Source organism: Phenylobacterium sp., assembly GCF_036495085.1.
Lineage (GTDB): Bacteria > Pseudomonadota > Alphaproteobacteria > Caulobacterales > Caulobacteraceae > Phenylobacterium.
The window spans coordinates 1-17880 of record NZ_DASXNL010000186.1; the positions used below are offsets into that span (position 1 = coordinate 1).

Genomic DNA, 17880 nt, shown 5'->3' on the forward strand with positions numbered 1-17880 from the left:
GCGGGGATGACCGACCCCGCCTGCGCGAACGCCGACGAAGCAGGCTATGTCGATCATACACTGACTGCGCCAAACCTCATGGATCAGCTCGGCGCGGCTGGGCTCAGCTGGAAAGGCTACTACGAGAGTCTGCCCGCACCCGGCTCGCTCGCCGTGATCGCCGGCGACCCCAAACTCAACGACGGGACGCGCAAGACCGCGCTCTACGCAGCCAAGCACTCAGGCCTTGTCAACTTCCGCAGCGTCCAGCAGGACGCGCGCCGGGCCGAGCATATCGTCGGCTTCGACCAGCTGGACGCCGACATGGCGGCGGACCGGCTGCCGAACTTCGCGCTCATCGTGCCCAACCAGTGCAACGACATGCACGGCCTCTCCGGCCAGGGCGTTGCGCCGGACTGCAGCGGCCGCGATCCGGCCGCCCTGATCGGGCGCGGCGACAAGGCGGCCGGCGCGCTCGTCGCACGCCTGCAGGCGACCAGCGCCTGGCGCTCGCCGGGCAACATGGCGATCGTGATCACCTTCGACGAAGGCGCCGAGGGCGGCCCGGAAGGCTGTTGCGGCTCGCCGCCGAACGCCGGCGGCGGCCACATCCCGACCATCGTGATCACCAATCACGGGCCGCGCGGGCTGAAGGATGCGACGCCGTACAACCACTACTCGCTGTTGCGGACGATCGAGGACGCGTTCGGCATCGGGACGCACCTGCGCAACGCGGCGGCAACGAACGAGGGCGTCGTGGCGATGACGCCGCTTTTCGCGACGCCGACGCGGCAGGCAGGTCGTTAGACTCGGACCGCTTCGACCTGGGGCACGGTCTGGGTGAGGCGGCCGCCGATGCGGATCGGCTCCAGCCGGCGCGCCAGGCCGGTGGCGTCGTCGGTCTCAACGTAGAGGCCGCAGACCGTGGCCGGGCCCTCGGCCGGCTTGAACCGGCCTTGCGAAATGCGGGTGGTAAAGCGGCGGATCGGCTCTTCCTTCTGGTTGCCGATGACGCTGTCGTAGTCGGCGCAGGCGCCGGCGTCGGTCTGGTAGGCGGTGCCGCCCGCCAGGATCTGGCAGTCGGCCGTCGGCACATGGGTATGGGTGCCCACCACGAGGCTCGCGCGGCCGTCGCAGAAGTGGCCCATCGCCATCTTCTCGGAGGTCGCCTCGGCGTGGATGTCCACCACGATGGCGTCAGCCACGGCGCCCAGCGGGCAGGCTTCCAGCTCCTTGTCAACGGCCGCAAACGGGTCATCGAGGCTATCCATGTGGACCCGGCCCAGCAGGTTGATCACCAGGATCTGCTTGCCGCTCTGCGTTTCGAAGAGCTGCGCGCCACGGCCCGGCGCGTCTGAGAAGGCTGAATAGTTCAGCGGCCGGATCAACCGCGGCTCGCGCACGATGTAGGTCAGCGCTTCCTTCTGATCCCAGGAGTGGTTGCCGAGCGTCAGGGCGTCGGCGCCGGCGTCGAACAGCTCACGCGCCGTGGACTCGGTGATCCCGAAGCCCGCCGCAGCGTTCTCCGCGTTGACGATCACGAACTCCAGCCCTAGGCGCTTGCGCAAGGACGGCAGGTGGTCGGCGAGGCCGTCGCGGCCCGAACGCCCGACCACGTCTCCAAAGAAGGCAAATCTCATCCGCTCTCTCTAACGACTTACCCCCCCGACTTCTATGAACTCCGTTTCCGTAACGATGGCGTCTAGCCGTTGATCGTGCGGCTCGGTCGCGATGGCCTCGATCTCCTGACCAGAGAACGCAAGGCCGAGAACAAAGATCGGCCGCGCCTTACGCAGGGCCGCCAGCGTTCGGTCATAGTGCCCCCCGCCCTGGCCCAGCCGCCCGCCGCTGCGATCGAAAGCCAACAGCGGTGCGATGACCAGGCTGGGCGTCACCTCGGGGGCCGAGGCCGGCGGCGAGGGTATGCCGAAAACGTCCGCGGCCAGCGCCTCGCCGGGCCGCCAGAGGCGGAACCGCAGCGGCGAGTCGCGGTCGATAGCCGTCGGCAGGCAAGCCTTCGCACGGCCGGCGTTGAGGTCCAGGATCGCATGCAGGACCGGCTCGGGGTCGAGCTCAGCCCCGACCGGCCAATAGGCTGCGACATCGCGGAAGCGGCTGAATCTGGAAAGCGGCAACCGGTGCGCGGCGCGCTCGGCGGCGTCGGGGACCTCGAGCGCCAGCCGCCGGCGGAGTGCGCGCAGCTGGACGCGCAGCGCAGTTTTGTCGGGAGGCTTGGCCACCTGACGATCATATAGGCGATCAGGTGGCGGCGCCGCGAGAGCCGTGAAGGACTGTTTCATTCCCTCGACCTGGTAGACCAGGTGGGCGCCGTGTGCTCAGGACCACGATCCCGAACAGGGACAGCTCCCTAAGAGTGAATTAAGGTCGCTGGAATATGTCGCCTTCGACGAGGTCCGCAGCAGACCCGCCGTTCGCCAAGGTAGTGCGTCGAGACGCCTTTCTCAAGCGACGTGGCCGCCGCTGCGGGCGATCAGCATCGCGAGCTGGACAAGCGGAAAGACGGCCGGGACCGCAAGCGAACCCCAGAGCCCCATTGCAAAGGCGTGCTTGCGGTAGCGTTCGACGTCGGCTGGCCTGACCCACCCTTCGACGGCGGGCCCCAGAAGGTAGCAGATGTTGGCGAGGCCCATCACCACCAGATAGATGGTCCCCAGGAAGATTGTCATGCCAAGTCCGCCGCGCCAGTCGCGCCAAACCGGATGGCCGAAGGCGTAGTTCAAGCCGACCGCCACGGCATAGGCGACCCACCCGCCGGCCGCCAGGGTGAGGTTGTAGCGAAGCCGGCCCGCCTGCCACCAACTCCAGGTGTCGCCGGAGATGAAATCTTCGCGCCGTGCGCTATCGAGAAAGGCCATGGCCCTGCTCCGTCGGAGTGCCGCAACCTAGCACGTCGCCGGGGCCTATTCGCTCCCCAGCTTTTCGATTCGCCTGGCTGCGCTTTCCAGGGCTGCGACGGCGCGGGTTTCCATCCGGCTACGGTCGGTCTGCACGCGCCCCATGTCGGCCTGCAGCGCCGCCAGGCGAGAGCGGGCGTCGGCGAGCTCGTCGGCCAGCAGCAGCGCGCCCATCAGGAAGAGACGGTTGTCTCCGAGCTGGCCCATGTCCTGGCTGACCTGCCGGACCTGGTGGTCGAACATCTTGGCCAATTCAATGAGATGGGCCTCCTGGCCATCCTCGCAGCCCACCGCGTAGGGCCGGCCGTTCACCTCGATGCTGATCTGAGCCATGGGATTAGTGCTCCTGCCCGGCGTTGGCATGCTGCGTCGCGCCGTTCAGCGCCGCACGAATCTCCAGGATGGCGCGGCCTAGCGCCGCGGAGGCCTCGGCGCCCGCCTCTTCGAGTTCGCGTTCGCGGGCTCGGGAATCGTCAAGCTCGGCGGCAAGCTTGGCGCGATCCTCGTCAAACAGGCCGCCGGCCTCGGCGCCTGCGGCCTTCAGCCGAAGGGCAAGGCGTTGCTCAAGCACGTTCACCGCCTGCTCGAGCCGCCTGGCCGCAAGGTCCAGTGCGCTTTCGCCACTCATCGAGTCCTCCGGATAAGGCCCCAGCCGGCCCATCTATAGACCTGCGTCGGCATGCTTCGGAAGCGTCCGCCTTTCTTGACCCCTGATCGCCCGCGTGCGACCCCGCGCCCCAAGCCGCAACCCCATTGTTCAGGACCTCGATGCCCGCTCCCCTCCAAACGATGGCCGACGCCATCCGCGTGCTCTCCATGGACGCGGTCCACCGGGCGAAGTCCGGCCACCAAGGCATGCCGATGGGTATGGCCGACGTCGCCACCGTCCTCTTCACCAAATTCCTGAAATATGACGCCGCGAAGCCGGAATGGGCCGATCGCGACCGTTTCGTGTTGTCCGCCGGCCACGGCTCAATGCTGCTCTACAGCCTGCTGCACCTTACGGGCGTGAAGGCCGTGACCATGGAGCAGATCAAGAATTTCCGGCAACTGGGCTCCAACACCCCCGGCCACCCCGAGTACGGCCACACCCCTGGTGTCGAGACCACCACAGGCCCGCTCGGCCAGGGCCTGGCGACCGCCGTCGGCATGGCGATGGCCGAGCGCCACGTGAACGCCCGATTCGGCGATGCGCTGGTTGACCACCGCACCTGGGTGATCGCCGGCGACGGCTGCCTGATGGAAGGCGTCAGCCATGAGGCGATCAGCCTTGCTGGTCGCTTCAAGCTGAGCAAGCTGACCGTGCTCTTCGACGACAACAACACCACCATCGACGGCGAGGCGACCATCGCCGAGACCGGCGACCAACTCGCCCGCTTCAAGGCCGCCGGCTGGGCCGTGAAGGCGGTGGACGGCCACGACTTCGCGAAGATCGCCGCGGCGATGCGCTGGGCGACCCGCCAGGACCGCCCGACAATGATCGCCTGCAAGACCCGCATCTCGAAGGGCGCCGGCGCCAAGGAAGGCGATCCCCACAGCCACGGCTACACCCTGTTCGACGACGAGATCGCAGCCTCGCGCGAGGCCATGGGGTGGGGTTATGAGCCCTTCACCGTGCCGGACGAGGCGCTTAAGCCCTGGCGTACCGCGGGTCGAAGGGGCGCCAGGTTCCGCAAGGCCTGGGAGGCGGCGCTGGCGGCCTCGCCTCAGCGCGCCGAGTTCGAACGCGCCATGGCCGGCGAGCTTTCGCCCGACGCCTTCGAGGCCGTCGACGCTCACATCGCAAGGTCCGAGGCGGAGAGACCGGCGCTCGCCACCCGCCAGCACTCCGGCGCGGCGCTGGCGACCCTGGTCCCGGCCATCCCCGAGATGGTCGGCGGCTCGGCCGACCTCACCGGTTCCAACAACACCATCGTCAAGGGCATGAACGCCTTCGACATGCCCGACTACGCCGGCCGCTATGTCCACTATGGCGTGCGCGAGTTCGGGATGGCGGCCGCCATGAACGGCATGGCCCTGCACGGCGGGGTGATTCCCTACTCGGGGACCTTCCTGGCGTTTGCGGATTACAGCCGCCCGGCGATCCGCCTGGGCGCTCTGATGGGCGTGCGGGTGATCCACGTCATGACCCACGACAGCATTGGCCTTGGCGAAGACGGACCGACCCACCAGCCGGTGGAGCACCTCGCGAGCCTGCGCGCTATGCCCAACCTCAACGTCTTCCGCCCGGCCGACGCCGTGGAGACGGCCGAGTGCTGGAAGCTCGCGCTGGAGGCCAAGCGCAAGCCCTCACTGATGGCGCTCTCCCGCCAGAAGGTCCCGCCGGTGCGCACGGTCGTGGCCGGGGAGAACCTGTCGGCCCGCGGGGCCTATCAGCTCGCCGGCGCCGGCTATCCCGCCCAGGTGACCATCTTCGCCTCGGGGTCTGAGGTCGGCGTCGCCATGGCCGCCCGCGACCTCCTGGAGTCACAGAGCATCGGAACGCGAGTGGTCTCGACGCCCTGCTGGGAGCTTTTCGACGCCCAGCCGGAAGACTACCGCGCCGCCGTGATCGGCCAGACGGACGTGCGCGTGGCCGTCGAGGCTGGGGTGCGCACGGGCTGGGAGCGGTTCATTGGCGAGGACGGCGTCTTCGTCGGCATGGAGAGCTTCGGGGCCAGCGCCCCGTTCGAAGTGCTCTACAAGCACTTCGGCATCACCGCCGAGGCCGTCGCCGCTGCGGCGAAGGGCAAGCTCTAGACAGCCAACGCGGCCGCCGCCGGCCCGCCCCCGAGGGAGACCTGCGCATGAGCCCCATCCGACTGGGCACGCCCAACTCGCCCACCGCAGTGAAGGTCATGCTCCTGGGGGCCGGCGAGCTCGGCAAGGAGGTGACGATCGAGCTGCAGCGGCTGGGTTGTGAAGTCATCGCCGTCGATCGCTATGCGGATGCGCCGGCCATGCAGGTGGCGCATCGCAGCCATGTGATCGCCATGACCGATGCGCGCGCCCTGCGGGCCGTGGTGGAGGCTGAGCGGCCGCACTTGATCGTGCCCGAGATCGAGGCCATCGCCACCGACGAGCTGGCGCGCATCGAATCCGATGGCCTGGCCACGGTCATCCCGACGGCCCGTGCAGCGCAACTGACCATGAACCGCGAGGGGATCCGCCGTCTGGCGGCCGAGGAGCTCGGCTTACCGACCAGCGCCTACGCCTTCGCCTCCAGCGAGGCTGAGCTCGCCGCCGCCGCCCGCGATGTCACCGGTTTCCCTTGCTTCGTGAAACCGGTGATGAGTTCGTCCGGCAAGGGCCAGTCCTATGTCGAGGAGGCGGAAAGCATCTCGCAGGCCTGGCGCTACGCTCTGGAGGGCGGCCGGGTTGAGCAGCCGCGGGTCATCGTCGAGGGACGCGTGGATTTCGACTTCGAGATCACCCAGCTCACCGTGCGCAGCCTCGCCGGCGGCGATATCGTCACCAGCTTCTGCGAGCCGATCGGCCACCGCCAGGTCAAGGGCGACTACGTGGAGAGCTGGCAGCCGCAGGCGATGAGTCAGGCCGCGCTGAAAGCCTCCCGGGAGATCGCGCGCGCGGTCACCGATGCGCTGGGCGGCCTGGGGATTTTCGGCGTCGAGCTGTTCGTGAAAGGCGACGAGGTCTGGTTTTCCGAAGTCAGCCCCCGGCCGCACGACACCGGCCTCGTCACGCTCGCGACCCAATACCAGAGCGAGTTCGCCATCCACGCTCGGGCGATCCTTGGCCTCCCGGTGGACGTGGCCTTGCGCGAGCCGGGCGCGAGCGCGGTGATCTACGGCGGACTTGAAGCCAGGGGCATCGCATTCGAAGGGGTCGCCGAAGCGCTTGGCGTGCCAGGCGCTGACCTGCGCCTCTTCGGAAAGCCGGAGAGCTTCCTGCGCCGACGGATGGGTGTCGCCTTGGCGCGGGGAGGCGATATCGACGAGGCTCGCGGGCGCGCGCGCGAGGCCGCAGCCAAGGTTCGTCCGGCTTACGGCTAGGGTTCGACCGAACCTCGCCCCTAGCGACCCTGCCCTAAGCGGCATAGCATTGGTCTCGGAGCGGCCCCCGGCCAAATCGGCCCCGGCCGGCCATGGGGAAATGCGTCATGCGCCGCCTGCTCACCGCCACTGCCATCGCTCTTGTCACCGCCGCCACCGCCCTCGCCCCGGTCGCCGCGGTCGCCGCGGTCGCCGCCGAAGCGCCGCTCATCGAGCGCGCCAAGCTGTTCGGCAATCCAAGCCGCTCTCAAGGGCGCATCAGCCCCGACGGCAAATGGTTGTCCTGGCTGGCCCCGCGCGACGGGATGATGAACATCTGGGTGGCGCCGGTCGCCGATCCCACCAAGGCCACGGCGCTCACGGCCGAGAAGGCGCGTCCCATCCGGGCGTACTTCTGGTCTCCGGACTCATCGATGATCCTCTTCATCAACGACAAGGGCGGCGACGAGAATTTCCTGATCTACGGCGTAGACGTCGCCACCGGGGTTCAGAAAACCCTGACGCCGTTCGAAAAGACCCGGGCGGAGATTTTCGGGGTAAGCCGGCTGGTCAAGGACCGCATCCTGATCGGCCTCAACAACCGTGATGCGCGCTGGCACGACGTCTACAGCCTGAACCTCAAAACCGGCGAGCTGACGGAGGTCTTCAAGAACGACGGCTTCGCCGGCTTCCTGGCCGACAACGATCTGCGCCTGCGCGGCGCCTCGAAGCCGCGGGCCGACGGCGGCTCGGACCTCTATGCGATCGTCGATGGCAAAGCCGCCGACAAGCCCACCGAGGTCATCGGCCCCGACGACGCCAAAACCACCTCGCCGATCGGGTACACCACGGACGGGCGGACCCTCTACTGGGTGGACTCTCGCGGCCGTGACACCTCCGTCCTCGTCGCCCAGGATACCAAGTCCGGCGCGCGCACCGTTCTTGGCCAGGATCCGCATTCCGACGTTGAAGGTGCGATGATCGATCCGAAGACCGGACGGGCGCAGGCCTATTCGATCGACTACCTGAAGACCGACTGGAAGGTTCTGGACCCGGCCGTGAAGGACGACCTTGCCTTCCTGCGCGCGCAGTTGAAGGGCGAGGTGAACATCACCGGGCGCACCGACGCCGACGACCTATGGACCTTGGTGGTCGATCCGGTGACCGCGCCCAGCGCCTTCTACCTCTACGATCGCAAGGCCAGGCGGCTGACCAAGCTCTTCACCACCCGCCCCGAGCTGGAGGGTGCTCCGCTCGCGGCCATGCATCCGGTGGTGATCAAGACCCGCGACGGCCTTGACGAGGTGTCCTACCTGACGCTGCCGCCGGGCAGCGACACGAAAGGCGACGGCAAACCGGACAAGCCAGTGCCGCTCGTTCTTCTGGTCCATGGCGGACCGTGGGGCCGCGACGCATACGGCTACAACAGCCTGCACCAGTGGCTGGCGAACCGCGGTTACGCTGTGCTTTCACCCAACTTCCGGGCCTCCACCGGCTTCGGCAAGTCCTACATGAACGCCGGCGACAAGGAGTGGGGCCGCAAGATGCACGACGACCTGCTTGACGCCGTCGACTGGGCGGTCAAGCAAGGCGTCACCAGCCGCGACAAGGTGGCGATCATGGGCGGGTCCTACGGCGGCTACGCCACCCTGGTCGGCATGACCTTCACGCCCGACACGTTCGCCTGCGGCGTCGACATCGTGGGGCCCTCGAACCTCAACACCCTGCTGTCGACCATCCCGCCATACTGGCAGGCCGTCCGCACGCAGTTCAATCGCAGCATCGGCGACCCAGCGACGCCGGAGGGGCAGGCTCTCCTGAAGGAGCGTTCCCCGTTGTTCAAAGCCGACGCTATCAAACGGCCGCTGCTCATCGGCCAAGGCGCCAACGATCCGCGCGTGAACCAGCGGGAATCGGGCCAGATCGTCGAGGCCATGAAGGCCAAGGGCATCCCGGTGACCTACATCCTGTTCCCCGACGAAGGCCACGGCTTCGCCCGGCCGGAGAACAACATCGCCTTCTACGCCATCAGCGAACAGTTCCTGTCCAAGTGCCTGGGCGGGCGCGCCGAAGCCTACGGCAAGGCGTTTGCGGGCTCATCAATCACCGCTCCCTACGGCGCGCAGTTCGCGCCGGGCCTCCAGGCCGCGCTGGCGGCGCAAAGCCCCGCCGGCGGCGCGGCGCCCGGTCATTGATCCGGCTCAGCGAGGAAATCGCCTAGACGGTCGAGGCGGCGCTCCAGGGTCGTACGGCGCTGCCCTACCCATTGTTCCAGCACCGCGAGACCGGCGGTCTCCATCCGGCAGGTGCGGACCCGACCGGTCTTCTCGGTGCGGACCAGGCCTGCGTCCTCCAAAATCTGCAGATGCTGCGCGACAGCCGTGAGCGTGATCCTGAGCGGACCCGCCAGCCCGGATACCGACCGCGGCGCCTCACTCAGCTGCTCCACGATCGCCCGCCGCGTGGGATCGCCCAGGGCATGGAAGACGCGATCGACCTGGGCCTGGGAGCCGGCGACATTCACGAGGCGGGGAACTCCTTCCCCAGCTTGTCCAGCAACAGCCGCCAGCCGCCTTCGCGCATCTCGGGCCCATCCGCGCCTTCGAAGAAAACCCCCTGATGGGTGCACACCAGGTCCGTCCCGGCGTCCGTCTTTACGAACTCGAACGTCAGCATGGAGACCGAGATGCGGCGACCGCCCAGCGTCATTCCAGACGCAACCACGATCCGCTCGTTGGGCACGATATCATAGTAGGCGCCTTCGCTGCCGAGCTCCGTACCCGGGAACGGCGTGGCCGCACCGAGCCGATACAGCATCCGCTCGACGCCGCCGACCCGGAAATCCATCTCAAAGGTCTCGACGCTGTGTCCGTCGGATTCTGCGTACCAACGGCGCTTTTTCGTCGCGTCGGCAAAGGCCGCGAAGACGCGCTCGGGCGGGGCCCGGTAGCTACGCTCGACGACGAAGGTGTTGTGGATCGGCGCTTCCATGTCGCGGCCTCCGAATTAGTGAAGCATCGACTTCAGTGTTAGCCGGATTTCGCCGATAGTCAAGCAACGACTTCAGTGTTTAAGCCGAACCGTGAGGCCTGGGGGTTGACTTCGAGGCCCTCGGCTTGAAGAAACCGCGCCACCACAGCCGGGAGACCTACGCTCATGACCGTCCGCGTCGCCATCAACGGTTTCGGCCGCATCGGCAGGTTGGTCCTGCGCTCGATCGTCGAACATGCGCGGCGCGACATCGAGGTCGTGGCGATCAACGACCTGGGCCCGGTGGAGACCAACGCCCACCTGCTGCGCTACGACAGCGTGCACGGCCGCTTCCCCGGAACAGTCACGGTCGACGGCGACACCATCGATGTGGGCCTTGGCCCCATCAAGGTCACCGCGATCCGCAATCCGGCAGAGCTGCCGCATAAGGCGCTGAACGTCGACATCGCCCTGGAGTGCACGGGTCTCTTCACCAGCCGCGAAAAGGCCGCCGACCACCTGAAGGCCGGCGCCAAGCGCGTGATCGTCTCGGCCCCGGCCGACGGCGTCGACAAGACGATCGTCTACGGCGTCAATCACGAGAGCCTGACCGCCGACGATCTGGTGATCTCCAACGCGTCCTGCACCACCAACTGCCTGGCGCCGGTCGCCCACGTGCTGCAGGAACTCTGCGGCATCGAGCGTGGCTACATGACCACGATCCACTCCTACACGGGCGACCAGCCGACGCTGGACACCCTGCACAAGGATCTCTACCGCGCCCGCGCCGCGGCCATGTCGATGATCCCGACCTCCACCGGCGCGGCCAAGGCGCTGGGTCTGGTGATCCCGGCGCTGGCCGGAAAGCTCGACGGGTCCTCGATCCGCGTGCCGACCCCGAACGTCTCGGTGGTCGACCTCAACTTCGTGCCGAGCCGCAAGGTGACGGTGGAGGAGATCAACGCCGCCATGGAAGCCGCCGCCGCCAAGGGGCCACTGCACGGGATTTTGGCGGTCACCAAGGAGCCGCTGGTCTCGACGGACTTCAACCACGTGGCGGCGTCTTCGACAGTGGCCTTGCCCCAGACCCAGATGATCGACGGCGGGCTTGGCCGGGTGCTTAGCTGGTACGACAACGAGTGGGGCTTCTCGACACGGATGGCCGACACCGCCATCGCCATGGCAAAGCTGATCTGATCACCCCGCGATGGCTTTCCAGACGCTCGACCAGGCGGATCTCCACGGCAAGCGAGCCCTGGTTCGCGTAGACTTCAACGTCCCCATGGAGGACGGCAAGGTCAGCGACGACACGCGTCTGCGCGCTGCGGCGCCAACCATCCAGAAGCTGCGAGCCGGCGGGGCCAAGGTCATCCTGTTGGCCCATTTCGACCGGCCGAAGGGCAAGGTCGTGCCGAGCATGAGCCTGAAGCCCATCGTGGAGCCGCTCTCCAAGGTCCTGGGCGTCCCCGTGGCCTTTGCGCCGGACTGCATCGGCCCGGTGGCTCGAGCCGCGGTGAAGGCCATGCAGCCGGGCGACGTGCTGCTCCTGGAAAACGTCCGCTTCCATCCGGGCGAGGAAGCCAACGACCGCAAGTTCGCCGACGAACTCGCGGCGAATGGTGATCTCTACGTCAACGACGCCTTCTCCGCCGCCCATCGGGCGCACGCCTCGACAGAGGCCCTCGCCCACCGCCTTCCGGCCTATGCAGGCGAGCAGATGCGGCTGGAACTGGATGCGTTGGATGCCGCGCTAGGTCATCCCGAACGGCCGGTGCTGGGTATCGTCGGCGGCTCGAAGGTCTCCACGAAGCTCGACCTCCTCAAGCATCTGGTGACCAAGCTCGACAAGCTGGCGATCGGCGGGGGCATGGCCAACACCTTCCTTTACGCCCAGGGCCACGATGTCGGCGCCTCCTATTGCGAGAAGGATCTTGCGGAGACTGCCCGCGACATCATCCGCCTGGCCGGCCAGAACAACTGCAAGCTGTTCCTGCCCCTCGACATCGTCGTCGCTGAAAAGATGGCGCCCGGCGCGCCGGCCCGGGTTCGCGACGTAGGCTCGATCGACGAGGACGAACGCATCCTCGACGCGGGCCCCGAAACGGTCGAGCGCCTGTGCCGCGCCATGGCCAACTCCAAGACGCTGATCTGGAACGGCCCGCTCGGCGTCTTCGAAATGAAACCCTTCGACAAGGGAACCGTTGAGGCGGCGCGGTACGCAGCCAAGCTGGCCCGTGGCGGCAAGTTGGTGGCGGTGGCGGGCGGCGGTGATACGGTTGCGGCCCTGAACGCGGCTGGCGTGGTCGACGATTTCACTTTCGTTTCGACGGCGGGCGGCGCGTTTCTTGAATGGATGGAGGGCAAGACGCTGCCAGGTGTTGCAGCCCTCCTTAATCGGGACGGAATGGCCCGGTAGAAAACGGTAAAGACGAATGGCCCGCATCACCCTGAGACAACTTCTCGATCACGCCGCCGAGCACAGCTACGGCGTGCCGGCCTTCAATATCAACAACATGGAGCAGGGTCTGGCGATCCTGGAGGCCGCCGATGCGGTGGATGCGCCGGTCATAATCCAGGCGAGCCGCGGCGCGCGCGCCTACGCCAACGATATTGTGCTCAAGCACCTGATCGATGCGCTGGCTGAGATGTACCCGCACATCCCGATCTGCATGCACCAGGACCACGGGAACAACGAGGCGACCTGCGCGACGGCGATCCAGTTCGGCTTCACCAGCGTGATGATGGATGGCTCGCTGAAGGCCGACGCCAAGACGCCCGCCGATTACGACTACAACGTCTCCGTCACCAAGAACGTCGTCGACATGGCGCACTGGGTAGGCGCCAGCGTCGAGGGCGAGCTTGGCGTGCTGGGCAGCCTCGAGACCGGCATGGGCGAGAAAGAAGACGGCCACGGCTTCGAGGGAAAGCTCGGCCATGACCAACTGCTTACCGACCCCGATCAGGCGGTCGAGTTCGTGAAGTCCACGCAGGTCGATGCGCTGGCCATCGCCATGGGCACCAGCCATGGAGCCTACAAGTTCACGCGCAAGCCGGATGGCGACGTGCTGGCCATGAACGTCATCGAGGAAATCCACCGTCGGCTGCCGAACACCCATCTGGTGATGCACGGCTCCTCATCGGTGCCGCAGGACCTGCAGGACGTCATCAACAAGTACGGCGGCGAGATGCCTCAGACCTGGGGCGTGCCGGTCGAGGAGATCCAGCGCGGCATCAAGCACGGCGTGCGCAAGATCAACATCGACACCGATAACCGCATGGCCATGACCGGGGCGATCCGTCAGGTGTTCGCCGAGCACCCCGGCGAGTTCGACCCGCGCAAATATCTGAAGCCTGCGATGGACGCGATGCGCGCCGTCTGCCGCCGGCGGTTCGAGGAATTCGGAACGGCGGGGCAGGCGAGCAAGATCGTTCCGCTGCCGATGACGGTCATGGCCAAACGCTATGCGTCCGGCGAATTGGCGCCGAAGATCGGCATCACCCGCCAAGCGGCGGAATAGACCGCTCGCTCGGGAACCCTGACGCTCGCCCGCGGATTTGGAGGGCATGCGGAAACATCCCCTGGTTCTCAGCCTGAGCGTCGTAGGTCTCGCGGTTCTGTCCGTCCTGGCCGGCTGGGGCTTGCGCCCTGGGACGCATTTGGATGAGGGCTGGCGGACGCTGGGCGCCGTCTGGATCTACCTCGCCGCCGCCGCAGCGATCACCGCGGCTTTCGCGGCCCTCTTCATGTGGCTTGCCGTCTACTCGGCCAACGACGGCTACGACGACCCGGCGCAAACGAAAGGCCGCTAGGCTGCGCCAGTCGCCAAGACTCGCCCGAGGCTAGGCTTCGATGGGCGCGCCGCGCATTTCCTTCACGAACGTCAGTCCGACCACGAAGGTCACGGCAGCGATCACGACGGGATACCACAGGCCGTAGTAGATGTTGCCCGTGGCGGCGACGATGGCGAAGGCGGTGGTCGGTAGGAAGCCGCCGAACCAGCCATTGCCGACGTGGTAGGGCAGCGACATCGAGGTGTAGCGGATTCTTGCCGGGAACATCTCAACGAGCGCCGCGGCGATAGGCCCGTAGACCATCGTCACGTAGAGCACGAGCAGCCAGAGAAGACCCACGACTAGGGGCTTGTTCACCTTGGCGGAGTCGGCCCTCGCCGGATAACCAGCGGTCTTCAGCGCCGCTCCGAGCGCCTTGGTCCAGGCTGCTTTGCGCGTCTTCAGGTCCGTCGACGCCAGGGCCTCACCCCGGAAGCTTGCGAGCGTGCTCGCGCCGATCTGCACGCGCGCGACCGAGCCTGCCGGAGCGGGCTTATTGGCGTAGTTCACCCCGGCGTTGGCCAACGCCGACTTAGCCAGGTCACAGGAGGACGCGAAGGTCTTTTTTCCGACCGGATCGAACTGGAACGCGCAGTCCGCCGGATCGGCCACCACTGTCACCGGCGCCGAAACGCTGGCCGCAGCAAGCTGGGGATTGGCGGCCACGGTCAGAGCCTTGAAGATCGGGAAATAGGTCAGCGCCGCCAGCAGGCAGCCCGCCAGGATGATCGGTTTGCGCCCGATCTTGTCCGACAGCCAGCCGAACACGACGAAAAACGGCGTCCCCAGCAAGAGCGCGATGGCCACCAGGGCGTTGGTCAAAAGACCGTCGACCTTCAGCATCTTCTCAAGGAAGAAGAGCGCGTAGAACTGGCCGGTGTACCAGACCACGGCCTGACCGGCGGTCAGCCCCGCCAGGGCCAGGAGCACCAACTTCAAGTTCGGCCAGCGGCCGAAGCTGTCGCTCAGGGGCGCCTTGGACGTCGTCCCGTCGGAAACCATCCGCTGGAACACCGGGCTCTCGTTTAGCCTGAGCCTGATCCACAGTGAAACGATCAGCAGGAGCGCGGAGGCAAGGAACGGCACGCGCCAGCCCCAGACCTTGAAGGCGTCTTCGCCAAGGCGGGTCCGCACGACGATGATCACGATCAGGCTCAGGAAGAGGCCGAAGGTCGCCGTGGTCTGGATCCAGCTCGTGTAGAGGCCGCGCTTGCCGGCAGGAGCGTGCTCGGCGACGTAGGTGGCCGCCCCGCCGTACTCGCCGCCCAGCGCCAGGCCCTGGATCAGGCGCATAGCGATAAGGCCAATGGGCGCGGCCACGCCGATCTTGTCGTAACCCGGCAGGAGGCCGACCACGAAGGTCGAAAGCCCCATCAGCAGCATGGTGACCAGAAAGGTGTTCTTGCGACCCCAAAGGTCGCCAAGCCGCCCGAACACCAGCGCCCCGAACGGCCGCACCGCGAAGCCGGCCGCAAAGGCCAGCAGCGCGAAGATGTAGCCGGTGGTGGCGTTGACGCCGGAGAAGAAGTGCTCGGTGATAAAGGTGGCCAGGGAGCCGTAGAGGTAGAAATCGTACCATTCGAAGACCGTGCCCGCCGAGGCCCCGGCGATCACCAGGCGGTCCGACCCAGGTGTTCGCGCTTCAGCGCCCGTCGTCGCCGCCGCAACCATAGTTCCGCTCCCACACCCTTGTTCTTGGGTGCAAGCCTACGGCGAAGCTCCGCGTCCGCCTAGTGGAGCGTCTGGACTTGCGTGTTCCTTCGCCAGAGCTCCTCGGTGAGCACATTGGCGAAACCGATCCAGCCGACGTAGGGGGCCACCATGTTGGCGGCTGGCGGATCGACCCGCCTGGCGCGCCACACATAGGCCGCCGAGGTCCCCAGGGAAGCTACGGCGGCCGCGAGCTGGCCACCGAGCCGTTTGGGCCCGAGCGCCATCCACACGGCGTTCAGCGCCTGGACGGCGCCCCAGAGGGTCAGCGCCTGGGTGCGCGCCGCGCTCCTCGGCGCATTCCAGATCCTCAGGCCCGAGAGCGTCAAAGCCATGAGCAGAGGCGGCCAGATCAAGGCGAAGACCTTCGACGGCGGCTTGATCTCCGGCTGCACGAGTTCCTCGTAGTCGGAATAGACCTCGTAGTTGTCCTCGCTCGGCGCGTTCATCCGCGCCACCAGAGCGGAAACCGCCACCGCGCCCACCGTCAGCCCCAATCCGATCAATATGTGCTGTGTTGAGCGCCCACGGCTGTTGGCGAGGCTGTCGACAGCCTCGCGGACGGGATTTGCTTTCATGAATCGGCTTCCACGGTCTCGCTACCTCACGAAATCCGCAGGCGCCGCCTCGGGTTCCGGCTCAGCTCTCGCCAAGCTCCCCCATGGCGCTCTGCAGGTAATTCTGTTCGCCCAAGCTGCGCAGCAGCGCGATCTGGGTTTCCAGGAAGTCGATATGCTCCTCGGTGTCCACCAGGATTTCGGTGAGGATCTCGCGGGAGACGTAATCTTGGGCGAGCTCACATTGCTTCACCCCCTCGACGAGAGTCACCCGCCCGCCGGTTTCCACCTCCAGGTCGGCCTGCAGGCCTTCTCCGACGTTCTCGCCGATCCGCAGCTTGTGCAGATCCTGAAGGTTGGGCAGGCCCTCGAGGAAAAGGATGCGCTTGATGAGCTTGTCGGCGTGTTTCATCTCGCCGATCGACTCGTCGTAGGTGACCTTGCCGAGCTGGCCCAGGCCCCAGTTCTCGTACATCCGGGCATGCAGGAAGTACTGATTGACCGCGGTGAGCTCGTTGGTGAGCACCTGGTTCAGGAGCCGGATGATCGCGCTGTCGCCCTTCATGTCTTTCTCCCGCAGCCGCAACGCGGCGACCCTCACGTCGGCTCAGCGCGAAGTCAAAGCCTATGTTGCAAGTGATTTGCGCTCGCGGACCGAGACGAGGCGCTCGTCGGAAAGCTATTCGGCGGCGTAGCGGAGCGCTTGGCGCTCCTCGTCCAGGATTTTGCGCATGTCGCAGACACAGCGGGCGCATTGAGCGGCGGTGTCGCAGGCTTTGAATATCTGGGCGGGGCGGCCGGCGCCGGCGGCGATCGCCGCGCGGACCTGGCGTTCTCGGATGCCGTTGCAGTTGCAGACGTACATGTTGGTGGCGGCGGCTCCTGGCCTGAGGATTTTCACATAGCTACTTGCGAACGCGTTTGCAAGTCATTCGCAAGTAAGCGGGTGCGGTGTCTGCGCGCACCCGCTCCTCCTGTCGCGCCGATACCGCTTGGGCTGATGCGGGGAGCGATCCGGCCGCCGGCGATCGTCGGCTGCCGCATCGAGCTTGCGGCCTGGGGCCGACGCACCAACCAACCGGATCGCAAAGCGGCTCTCCCGGTTCTTCGGCGACGCGAACGTTTTCGGCATTGATGAGCGGCGCGATCGCCTATGGCTTGAAGGCGTTGCTCAGATAGGCTCTAGGGCCTTCGATGGCCCTCCCGCTCTGCCGCCTCTACCTGATCACTCCGCCCAGGCTCGACGACCTGGCCGGCTTCGCGCGCTCGCTCGCCCACGCGTTGGACGCCGGCGACGTAGCTGCGCTGCAGATCCGGCTGAAGGATGTTCCCGACGATATCGTCGCTGCGGCGGTCAGCGTCCTTATGCCCATCGCCGCGGCACGTGACGTGGCGGTGATCCTCAACGATCGTCCCGACCTCGCGGCCGAACTGGGCTGCGACGGAGTCCATGTGGGCCAGGACGATGCGGCCCTGGCCGAAGCGCGGCGCATCGTCGGCAAGGACCGCATGGTCGGCGTCACTTGCCACGACAGCCTGCACCTTGCGATGGAAGCCGCGGAGGGCGGAGCCGACTACGTGGCCTTCGGAGCCTTCTTCCCCACCACCACAAAGACGGCGCCTTTCCGCGCGGAGCGCGAGCTGCTCACCGGTTGGCAGGCGGACATGGTTGTCCCTTGCGTCGCCATTGGCGGGATCACGGTTGAGACCGCCGCCGACCTCGCCGCGGCGGGCGCGGACTTCCTGGCTGTCTCGGCCGGGGTCTGGTCCTACGGCGAGGGTCCTGCTGCGGCGGTGAAGGCCTTTAACGCCGCGATGGCGGTCGGGATCGCCGATCGCGCCACCTAGGCATCCTCCTTTGCGGCAACGGAGCGCCTTGCGCCGCTACGGCCCCATCACTACGGTCCGCGCCCTCTAGCCGCTTGAGATCTTTCCCACTGTGAGCAC

The 17880-nt window shown here is 66.9% G+C and carries 20 protein-coding genes and 1 other RNA gene; 9 read left to right on the forward strand and 12 right to left on the reverse strand.

Going from position 1 to position 17880, the window contains the following annotated elements:
• A partial coding sequence (locus VGI62_RS20930) for an alkaline phosphatase family protein (protein ID WP_331506515.1) occupies positions 1–786 on the forward strand: 786 nt, incomplete at its 5' end.
• Here the strand turns inward: VGI62_RS20930 and VGI62_RS20935 are convergent.
• From VGI62_RS20935 to VGI62_RS20960, 6 genes are all read right to left on the reverse strand, one after another.
• On the reverse strand, positions 783–1619 hold the full coding sequence (locus tag VGI62_RS20935) for a TIGR00282 family metallophosphoesterase (protein ID WP_331506516.1): 837 nt from the start codon (positions 1617–1619) through the stop codon (positions 783–785). The two genes, VGI62_RS20930 and VGI62_RS20935, sit on opposite strands and share 4 nt — an antisense overlap.
• Before the next feature lie 9 nt (positions 1620–1628).
• A complete protein-coding gene (locus VGI62_RS20940) occupies positions 1629–2219 on the reverse strand; it encodes a 5-formyltetrahydrofolate cyclo-ligase (RefSeq protein WP_331506517.1) in 591 nt (196 codons plus the stop codon).
• A 25-nt stretch (positions 2220–2244) separates the two neighbouring features.
• Positions 2245–2405: non-coding RNA, 6S RNA (gene ssrS, locus VGI62_RS20945), on the reverse strand.
• Between the two features lie 36 nt (positions 2406–2441).
• Positions 2442–2855, reverse strand: a complete 414-nt coding sequence (locus tag VGI62_RS20950) for a hypothetical protein (RefSeq protein ID WP_331506519.1) — start codon at positions 2853–2855, stop codon at positions 2442–2444.
• Positions 2856–2900: 45 nt separating this feature from the next.
• Positions 2901–3227: a cell division protein ZapA gene (locus VGI62_RS20955; protein WP_331506520.1), complete on the reverse strand. Its 327-nt coding sequence runs from the start codon at positions 3225–3227 to the stop codon at positions 2901–2903.
• 4 nt (positions 3228–3231) lie between these two features.
• Positions 3232–3522, reverse strand: a complete 291-nt coding sequence (locus VGI62_RS20960; protein WP_331506521.1) for a DUF4164 family protein — start codon at positions 3520–3522, stop codon at positions 3232–3234.
• 140 nt (positions 3523–3662) lie between these two features.
• Here VGI62_RS20960 and tkt point away from each other — a divergent pair, with 140 nt between their 5' ends.
• The 3 genes from tkt to VGI62_RS20975 all read left to right on the forward strand — a co-directional run bounded on the left by tkt (position 3663) and on the right by VGI62_RS20975 (position 9060).
• Positions 3663–5633 carry a transketolase gene (tkt, locus tag VGI62_RS20965; protein ID WP_331506522.1) on the forward strand — a complete coding sequence of 657 codons (1971 nt, stop codon included), beginning with the start codon at positions 3663–3665 and terminating at the stop codon, positions 5631–5633.
• 47 nt (positions 5634–5680) lie between these two features.
• Positions 5681–6886 carry a formate-dependent phosphoribosylglycinamide formyltransferase gene (purT, locus tag VGI62_RS20970; RefSeq protein WP_331506523.1) on the forward strand — a complete coding sequence of 402 codons (1206 nt, stop codon included), beginning with the start codon at positions 5681–5683 and terminating at the stop codon, positions 6884–6886.
• A gap of 107 nt (positions 6887–6993) precedes the next feature.
• Positions 6994–9060 carry a S9 family peptidase gene (locus VGI62_RS20975; protein WP_331506524.1) on the forward strand — a complete coding sequence of 689 codons (2067 nt, stop codon included), beginning with the start codon at positions 6994–6996 and terminating at the stop codon, positions 9058–9060.
• Here VGI62_RS20975 and VGI62_RS20980 read toward each other — a convergent pair.
• The gene (locus VGI62_RS20980; RefSeq protein WP_331506525.1) at positions 9054–9389 is read right to left on the reverse strand and encodes a metalloregulator ArsR/SmtB family transcription factor; all 336 of its coding nucleotides are present in this window, start codon (positions 9387–9389) and stop codon (positions 9054–9056) included. The two genes, VGI62_RS20975 and VGI62_RS20980, sit on opposite strands and share 7 nt — an antisense overlap.
• A complete protein-coding gene (locus tag VGI62_RS20985; protein WP_331506526.1) occupies positions 9386–9856 on the reverse strand; it encodes an SRPBCC family protein in 471 nt (156 codons plus the stop codon). The genes VGI62_RS20980 and VGI62_RS20985 overlap by 4 nt, the downstream gene beginning before the upstream one ends.
• A gap of 165 nt (positions 9857–10021) precedes the next feature.
• On the opposite strand from VGI62_RS20985, the gene gap reads away from it, so the two are divergent.
• Genes gap through VGI62_RS21005 form a run of 4 tightly spaced genes read left to right on the forward strand, consistent with a single transcriptional unit; the run spans position 10022 to position 13645 of the window.
• A complete protein-coding gene (gap, locus tag VGI62_RS20990; protein ID WP_331506527.1) occupies positions 10022–11032 on the forward strand; it encodes a type I glyceraldehyde-3-phosphate dehydrogenase in 1011 nt (336 codons plus the stop codon).
• A gap of 10 nt (positions 11033–11042) precedes the next feature.
• Positions 11043–12251, forward strand: coding sequence for a phosphoglycerate kinase (locus tag VGI62_RS20995; protein ID WP_331506528.1), 1209 nt, complete (start codon positions 11043–11045; stop codon positions 12249–12251).
• A gap of 16 nt (positions 12252–12267) precedes the next feature.
• Entirely contained in the window at positions 12268–13353 is a 1086-nt protein-coding gene (gene fba / locus VGI62_RS21000) for a class II fructose-bisphosphate aldolase (protein WP_331506529.1), read from the forward strand.
• A gap of 46 nt (positions 13354–13399) precedes the next feature.
• Positions 13400–13645 carry a hypothetical protein gene (locus VGI62_RS21005; protein WP_331506530.1) on the forward strand — a complete coding sequence of 82 codons (246 nt, stop codon included), beginning with the start codon at positions 13400–13402 and terminating at the stop codon, positions 13643–13645.
• 30 nt (positions 13646–13675) lie between these two features.
• Here the strand turns inward: VGI62_RS21005 and VGI62_RS21010 are convergent, their stop codons facing one another.
• The 4 genes from VGI62_RS21010 to VGI62_RS21025 all read right to left on the reverse strand — a co-directional run bounded on the left by VGI62_RS21010 (position 13676) and on the right by VGI62_RS21025 (position 16834).
• Complete coding sequence (locus VGI62_RS21010; protein WP_331506532.1) at positions 13676–15337, reverse strand: MFS transporter; 1662 nt, start codon at positions 15335–15337, stop codon at positions 13676–13678.
• A 59-nt stretch (positions 15338–15396) separates the two neighbouring features.
• Positions 15397–15954: a TspO/MBR family protein gene (locus tag VGI62_RS21015; protein WP_331506533.1), complete on the reverse strand. Its 558-nt coding sequence runs from the start codon at positions 15952–15954 to the stop codon at positions 15397–15399.
• 61 nt (positions 15955–16015) lie between these two features.
• On the reverse strand, positions 16016–16498 hold the full coding sequence (gene bfr / locus VGI62_RS21020) for a bacterioferritin (RefSeq protein ID WP_331506534.1): 483 nt from the start codon (positions 16496–16498) through the stop codon (positions 16016–16018).
• Positions 16499–16612: 114 nt separating this feature from the next.
• Positions 16613–16834 (reverse strand): (2Fe-2S)-binding protein, encoded by a 222-nt coding sequence (locus VGI62_RS21025; RefSeq protein ID WP_414695717.1) that lies wholly within the window; start codon positions 16832–16834, stop codon positions 16613–16615.
• 293 nt (positions 16835–17127) lie between these two features.
• Between VGI62_RS21025 and thiE the strand changes: the two genes are divergently transcribed.
• On the forward strand, positions 17128–17781 hold the full coding sequence (thiE, locus tag VGI62_RS21030) for a thiamine phosphate synthase (RefSeq protein WP_331506535.1): 654 nt from the start codon (positions 17128–17130) through the stop codon (positions 17779–17781).
• Positions 17782–17880 lie beyond the last annotated feature (99 nt).

Excerpts from the sequence above, each read along its gene's own strand:
- VGI62_RS20960 (WP_331506521.1), bottom strand. The coding sequence starts at position 3,522 with ATGAGTGGCGAAAGCGCACTGGACCTTGCGGCCAGGCGGCTCGAGCAG.
- VGI62_RS20985 (WP_331506526.1), bottom strand. The coding sequence starts at position 9,856 with ATGGAAGCGCCGATCCACAACACCTTCGTCGTCGAGCGTAGCTACCGG.
- bfr (WP_331506534.1), bottom strand. The coding sequence starts at position 16,498 with ATGAAGGGCGACAGCGCGATCATCCGGCTCCTGAACCAGGTGCTCACC.
- thiE (WP_331506535.1), top strand. The coding sequence starts at position 17,128 with ATGGCCCTCCCGCTCTGCCGCCTCTACCTGATCACTCCGCCCAGGCTC.
- VGI62_RS21005 (WP_331506530.1), top strand. The coding sequence starts at position 13,400 with ATGCGGAAACATCCCCTGGTTCTCAGCCTGAGCGTCGTAGGTCTCGCG.
- VGI62_RS20950 (WP_331506519.1), bottom strand. The coding sequence starts at position 2,855 with ATGGCCTTTCTCGATAGCGCACGGCGCGAAGATTTCATCTCCGGCGAC.
- VGI62_RS20975 (WP_331506524.1), top strand. The coding sequence starts at position 6,994 with ATGCGCCGCCTGCTCACCGCCACTGCCATCGCTCTTGTCACCGCCGCC.
- purT (WP_331506523.1), top strand. The coding sequence starts at position 5,681 with ATGAGCCCCATCCGACTGGGCACGCCCAACTCGCCCACCGCAGTGAAG.
- VGI62_RS20955 (WP_331506520.1), bottom strand. The coding sequence starts at position 3,227 with ATGGCTCAGATCAGCATCGAGGTGAACGGCCGGCCCTACGCGGTGGGC.
- tkt (WP_331506522.1), top strand. The coding sequence starts at position 3,663 with ATGCCCGCTCCCCTCCAAACGATGGCCGACGCCATCCGCGTGCTCTCC.
- gap (WP_331506527.1), top strand. The coding sequence starts at position 10,022 with ATGACCGTCCGCGTCGCCATCAACGGTTTCGGCCGCATCGGCAGGTTG.
- VGI62_RS21010 (WP_331506532.1), bottom strand. The coding sequence starts at position 15,337 with ATGGTTGCGGCGGCGACGACGGGCGCTGAAGCGCGAACACCTGGGTCG.
- VGI62_RS20995 (WP_331506528.1), top strand. The coding sequence starts at position 11,043 with ATGGCTTTCCAGACGCTCGACCAGGCGGATCTCCACGGCAAGCGAGCC.
- VGI62_RS20935 (WP_331506516.1), bottom strand. The coding sequence starts at position 1,619 with ATGAGATTTGCCTTCTTTGGAGACGTGGTCGGGCGTTCGGGCCGCGAC.
- VGI62_RS21015 (WP_331506533.1), bottom strand. The coding sequence starts at position 15,954 with ATGAAAGCAAATCCCGTCCGCGAGGCTGTCGACAGCCTCGCCAACAGC.
- fba (WP_331506529.1), top strand. The coding sequence starts at position 12,268 with ATGGCCCGCATCACCCTGAGACAACTTCTCGATCACGCCGCCGAGCAC.